5 protein-coding genes are annotated in these 5,864 nt (G+C 48.7%); 1 reads left to right on the forward strand and 4 read right to left on the reverse strand.

Annotated elements, in window-relative coordinates; genetic code table 11:
• Positions 1 to 701 (reverse strand): SdiA-regulated domain-containing protein (locus NCN04_RS06815; protein WP_250395591.1); only part of this gene is annotated, 701 nt, incomplete at its 3' end.
• A 517-nt stretch (positions 702 to 1,218) separates the two neighbouring features.
• Positions 1,219 to 1,965 carry a hypothetical protein gene (locus tag NCN04_RS06820; RefSeq protein ID WP_250395592.1) on the reverse strand — a complete coding sequence of 249 codons (747 nt, stop codon included), beginning with the start codon at positions 1,963 to 1,965 and terminating at the stop codon, positions 1,219 to 1,221.
• Positions 1,966 to 2,752: 787 nt separating this feature from the next.
• Here NCN04_RS06820 and NCN04_RS06825 point away from each other — a divergent pair.
• Entirely contained in the window at positions 2,753 to 3,586 is an 834-nt protein-coding gene (locus tag NCN04_RS06825) for a mechanosensitive ion channel family protein (RefSeq protein WP_250395593.1), read from the forward strand.
• Between the two features lie 332 nt (positions 3,587 to 3,918).
• On the opposite strand, the gene NCN04_RS06830 is transcribed toward NCN04_RS06825, so the two are convergent.
• A complete protein-coding gene (locus NCN04_RS06830; protein WP_250395594.1) occupies positions 3,919 to 4,476 on the reverse strand; it encodes a DUF4334 domain-containing protein in 558 nt (185 codons plus the stop codon).
• Positions 4,477 to 4,600: 124 nt separating this feature from the next.
• Positions 4,601 to 5,864, reverse strand: a 1,264-nt coding sequence (locus NCN04_RS06835) for a vanadium-dependent haloperoxidase (protein WP_250395595.1), incomplete at its 5' end; no start/stop codon positions are given.

The raw sequence follows: 5,864 nt of genomic DNA on the forward strand, positions 1-5,864 counted from the left end.
ATCACTAGCTCTCCAGATTGCATCAATGCAATTCCTTCGGGCTGAATGAACTGACTCTTGTCCAATCTCCAGGCCCCTTTGAAATGTCCCTTTAAGGTATAGCAAACGATCATTTTTTCCCCTTTGGAGCCAATCATGTAGAGATCATTGGATTGAGGGTGAATTGCGATGCCGGAAGGGTTGAACGTGTCTTCTGAGTCGTTTAGGAAATCCTGATTATTGATTGCGAACACAGGTGAATGATCCATCTGCATTGATTGGAGGTCAAAGGCGTAAACGCTTCGCGTTCGATCATTTTTCTTTGACGAGCCTTTGCAAGCAATTAACAGGCGATTTCTTTCGACGTCATGGCATAAACCTTCCGGGTCTTGATCCTTGTCTAGATCCAGGCGGTATTGTTCATAAGGAGCATTGTTGCAGGTAAAGTCAGTAACTTTGTAGATTGCAGGGTGCTTTCCGGCTTTTAGTAAATAGGCCGTATTCCCTGCAATAACAATGTCTTCTGAATCGCCATCGTCATGCTTGATGTGCTCTGTAACCGTTCCAGAAATTAAATCGAAGATGTGAATCTGCACGGCCTCATCTTGCACAAAAGCCAGGGAGTTGTTGCTCTCTAGAGGTGATAAGCCAGAAATCTCTTTGTACTGATTTGGCAATGAATAGCTTTTTGCTGCATTGTTTAAGTTGTAAGGGAAGTTCATCGTATCTGTCCTATTGATTGACCCCATTGAGTTTAGTGTTGATGAATCTATGACGCATGGAGATCAGCTGTGTCTCAAGGTTATGCAACCACCGTTTTTGGCCGATCGCTCTTGACCTGACGCGCGCTTTTGAATCCATGGAGTTTTTCCTCAAGCAATCTGTTGTCGCAACATGACTGACCTCTTTCATGACAACAAAGCAAAGAAAACAATTTGAACATTCATCGCGAGGTTGTGTACCACAACTGTGTTGAAGTTCCACCATTGATGAGGCTCTATTCAGCGATCACTCCTTCAATCATGCCTCCTGACAAGGGCAGCAGACGTGCAAGCGCTGCCAGGATATGAGGCATTCATTTATGGAAAGGGGATCACCAAGAAGCACGAAAAGAGCAATCAAGTTAACGACTGGGTTGATCAGGAGCTTGTCGGCCCTTCGTGCACTTATTCAGTGTTGCAATCTCTAATTGCAACATCACAACCGTCGTCGTTTTTCATTTGCTCGTCATGCACATCTTCATTCATTGTTCTCAGGCTTTGGTTGGCAAGCAATTGTGTTTTGGTTGCCGACATTGACCAGTTTTAGTGTGCCATCGATCCCTTGAAGACGATTTATCACCTTCCAACGTCCACCGAGTGTATCTTGATAGATTTGATTTTGTGCGGGGGCTATGGGTCTGTAGGTCATTTTGGGACCGTCGGACCACTTGATCTTGATCAGCGTGCCGTCGCGAATCGTAGCCTGCTTGAGTGCTTCACCATTGAAGCTGCAGAGCATGGATTGTGCTTTGCGAACCCAGGTGTCAACCTTTCGATTATCAGATAACAGTGTGATTTCGTCATCTATCAGATTCACCCGTCCAACGATCTCTTGTGAATTACTTGATTCATATTGAAAGGTTGTGTCATTGTTCCATGTCCCTGTTTGGCTGAGGCAGCTTGCCTGGCCTTTTGCATCTTGTGGGTTAGGGCATGCTTCGATATTCAAGGTATTGTTGTTATTTCCTGTATAGGAAATGCTGATCCAGGGTCTGGAAGTGTCGTTGCTTTGCCAATAGCCCACGATGCTGTCATCACGATTGATTGGTGTGCATTCAATCGTTTTCAACTCAGGATGGGTGCTTCGGTATTGAGAGGATTGCTCTCCATTCAGATCCCTCCAGCCTTCATCACCTTTGTAGTTCAGATAAAGCCAGGCTTTGTCCTGGTAGAAGTTCATCCACGGGCTGTTTTCTGATGGTTGGTCGGGAGTGAAGAAACGCATACTCCCTCCCTCTTCTGTTCCATTCCAGGTTTTGGATCCGATGGTGATCGAAGTCTTCATTGCGTCTCCCTGGGTCCAAGAGCTGTATTGCACCGTTCCAATCTCTCCACATTGAAGGGTGCTGATATTTTTTTGAGGTGTGGGAAGACTTTGATATTGGCTACAAGCGCTCACGAGCACCCCTGCAACGATCATGGTTAGGCTGCGCATCACTTTCAGCTATCTGATTGCATTTTGATTCACTAATACGGTTGATGCATCAGTGGCAGCTCTGTGAATGTTGAAAACTTATCATTCTTTAAGTGGTTGGTGTTTGCTGGTTTCAGCTGGTTGCTGTCGATTCATGTGCTAGGAAGAATCGCTATCGACTAATTCTGCGATTTGAGTGCATTTAACTGTTTTTGTTGGTTATTAGGATCCTGGTTAATTGCTGATCGGGCAATTTGCGTTGATGAGAATTTCCTTAAAAACCACTTATATTTTGCTTTATGCGATGCTCGAATCGATCTGTAGGCGCTAAGCTTTGCTTGGAATGTAGGCGTTAGGATTAGTATTTAACCGTGGCATCCATGGTATTGATAACCATTTAGTGTTGCCAGAAGCTGTTTGTTGCTCTTTTGTATGTGTTCCCTTGGGTTCTTTTTGTGCCGTTTATTGTGGCGAGTTTCTGTTGCAGTGGACTGTCTATTATGAATGCCGAGATTTTGTGAATTTGCTGCTAATTGGCTGACATCAATGTATCGACTTGTCATTCTTGTACTGCAGTGATTCAAAGGTTCTGAATCTCATGGGGGCTTTCCCTTCAGTTTTCTTGGTTTTTAGCTTTGATGCCGTCTCGGCGTTGATTGTACCTTTTCTTTTTAAGCTTGTTGGTGCGGCTGCTCTATGGGTCGTTGGTGGCTGGCTGATTGGTTTGGCTCTCCGACTTTTAAGACGGTTCTTTAGGCAGGGCACTCTTGATTCAACACTAGTTAATTACCTTTTAAGCATCATTGGAGTGGTGCTTCGGGTTGTTCTTATTGTTGCCATTCTTGGCTTCTTTGGCGTCGAAACCACTAGTTTCGCTGCCCTGCTCGCTGGTGCTGGTATTGCGATCGGCGCAGCTTGGAGTGGCATGCTGGGCAACTTCGCTGCTGGTGTATTCCTGCAGCTTTTTAGGCCGATCTCGGTAGGTGACTATATCGATGGAGGTGGTGTTGAAGGCACTGTGAATGAGGTGGGTATGTTCGTCACCTCGATTACCTCTATCGACAATGTTGTGAATATTGTGGGCAACGCCAAGCTTTTTGGTGACACAATCAAGAATTACTCGGCAACGCCTTATCGCCGTGTTGATCTTGTTGCTCAACTCGATAACAGCGCTGATGTTGCTAGGGCGATCACTTTGCTGAAGGAAGGGATTAAGAAAGTTCCTAATCAAGCGAGTGAAATTGAGGCCGAAGTTGAGGTTCTTGAATTCAGTGAGAGGGGGCCACGTTTAGCTGTCCGTCCTTACGCACACATCAGTCACTACTGGCAAGTCTATTTTGATGCGAATCGCATGATTGTTGAAGTGCTAGGTCAGGCAGGCTTCCCCGTGCCTCGCATCCCTGTGGCGATGCAAAAAACCTCTTTGAACTGATCTTCTTTGCACTTATTTATGACCCTTGGGAAAGGGGCTAGGTGTTTAGCACCCATGGAGTAGTCGGCTTCATCCATTTGCAGTCAATTCTGCGGGCTTCCAGCCCGCAGAATTGACTGCAAATGGATGAAACCATTTCCGATGGTTTCTTCATCAGATGATGTTCTCAGGGCATGTGTATGGGCTGTATGAGCTCAGCAGAGCAGACGCTATCAGTCAGTACGATTTTGGGTGTTGTTCAGTCGTTGTAAGTGTGATGGAGCGTCAATCTGCACCAGTTCTGCGGCGATAATAAGAGTTTTTGTCTCGCTCTTGATTTAAATAGTGGCCCATTAAGGCCGCTCGCTTCTAAGAAAATGTTCGCTCCCCTGCTCACGCTGAAGGATGAAGAAGAACGGCAACTTCATTCCTTTCAAATCCATAACGCCGAATACGGTATCCCGATCAATTTTGCGAAACACGTCGTTAATCGGCAGCTGGTCGTAAATCATGGTTGCGCTCGACTTTCCCCGATAGGCTGTCATGCGCAACCGAGCCCTGGACTGGGATGTTGTAAGAAAAGGTAGAAGTGCTTGGAAGATGCGACCCACGATCGCTGACTTTGGCATGGGCAGATTCAACGCCGACCCCATCAAGCCGGGGTTGACGTTGGCAACGCCTCCGCGACGTGTTGAAAACACCAAGGGATGAACATCTTCGAGACTTTCAAAGCGTTTCCCATGCCAGTGATAGGTCTCGAGAAGTCCATCCATTGGGTGGTTGGTATGAAAGCCTTCGCCCTTCCAATTGCCAAGCATGAAGTCAACATCCACGGGCTCAAGTACATCGAACAACTCCAAAGCGTCTTTCGTTGTGGCACGGCCTGCCTTCAATCTTCCGCGTACGTTCATTGCAATTCGACTTCAGTTTTTGTAAGGGGGCGGCTAACGCAAACAATCAGCGGACGCGTCAGAAGTGCGCGCCGCTGATTGGCTCTGTTAGTTGGAATCCTTCGCGATTCTCATAGCGCAAGAATTATCGCTGACCGATGCGACGCACATCACCATCGAATGTGGGCACGCTGAGTACGAAGGGATCCGTCTCGTAGCAGAGAGCCTGCTCTTCGAGGATGCCGATCGCTATTTCCTCGCCCATACGAAGGCTGTCGTAGTAGTCAGAGAAATAATGCACGCCCGCCATATTGCGACCTATCGAGATGTTCGCAGCCAGCTTGTTGAGCTCTCCTTCCAGCGTTAGAGGGCAACAAGATTGGTTTGTTGTCCCATCTGGCTTGAATGTGGCGTCCTTCCCTTCGATTAAGTGGAAGGAACCACATCGTTCGAACTCCAGCCTCTTACCGCAGTCGGTCACCTGGTAGGCCCCCGCCTCAACAGAATCACCACACTTGAGGCGATCCAAGATGTGTTGCTTGCTGTGGAACCCAGCTACATCGTTGATCTTGACGAAGAGTGCGGAGGTGTTGAAAAAGGCTTTGAGAATGGTCACACATGCGCCTGCAACTGTGGCGTGTCCGGCGCCATAGGCAGGGTGCATCGGCGAACCTTCTGCGAAAGCCATCGGCAGCAGTGCCGTGGCGTCACCAGTAAGCAATTGGTTGTGATTACGAATTAAATCGACTACTTGTTGTAGGTCGCTGGCCATCTCGCTGAAGCAACCGCAGATCGTTGGGAAGCGGGATTCGATCTCATGCGCTTTTTCAATCCGTGCAGCCAGGGCCTCAGGGCGAAGGCGTAGATGGTTGTTGAACTTTTGGTAGCGCACGGCCTTGAGCCCACGCGTTGCCACCTCCGTCACCAGGCTGAGCACATGGGGGCCGCCCCAGAGGGCAAAGCCACCAGCGTTCAAGGGCACTTTCTGGCCACTGGCTGGGTCATGGAGCAGGCCTTCGCCTCCACCTGAAAGAAGATCGAACCCAGGATCAAACGGGGTGCCGTTGCCAAGCAACAGCAGGCAGGCATTGAGATAGGCCTGATACAGCGCATCCACGTGGACGTAAGTCGCCAGATCACGGGGTGTATGGATAAATCGACGCTGGCCGGTGAAGGCCTGCCCCGGCCCCGAGGACTTGCAGGGATCGAAACGATCCGCTCGGACTTCATAGCCCTGCTGAACCCGGTGCCAGTCATCCCACTTCATCATGTAGTCGTCTTGCTGCCTCGCCTCCAGCACGCGCTGGTCGATCCTCTGGGCACCGAAGTTGATGAAGCCTTGCTCTGGCGTGATGCCCTCGCTCGGACTGGCATTGCCGATGAGCATGAATTGCGAGAGATAGGGGCCT

It is taken from the genome of Synechococcus sp. MU1655, assembly GCF_023630655.1.
Lineage (GTDB): Bacteria > Cyanobacteriota > Cyanobacteriia > PCC-6307 > Cyanobiaceae > Synechococcus_C.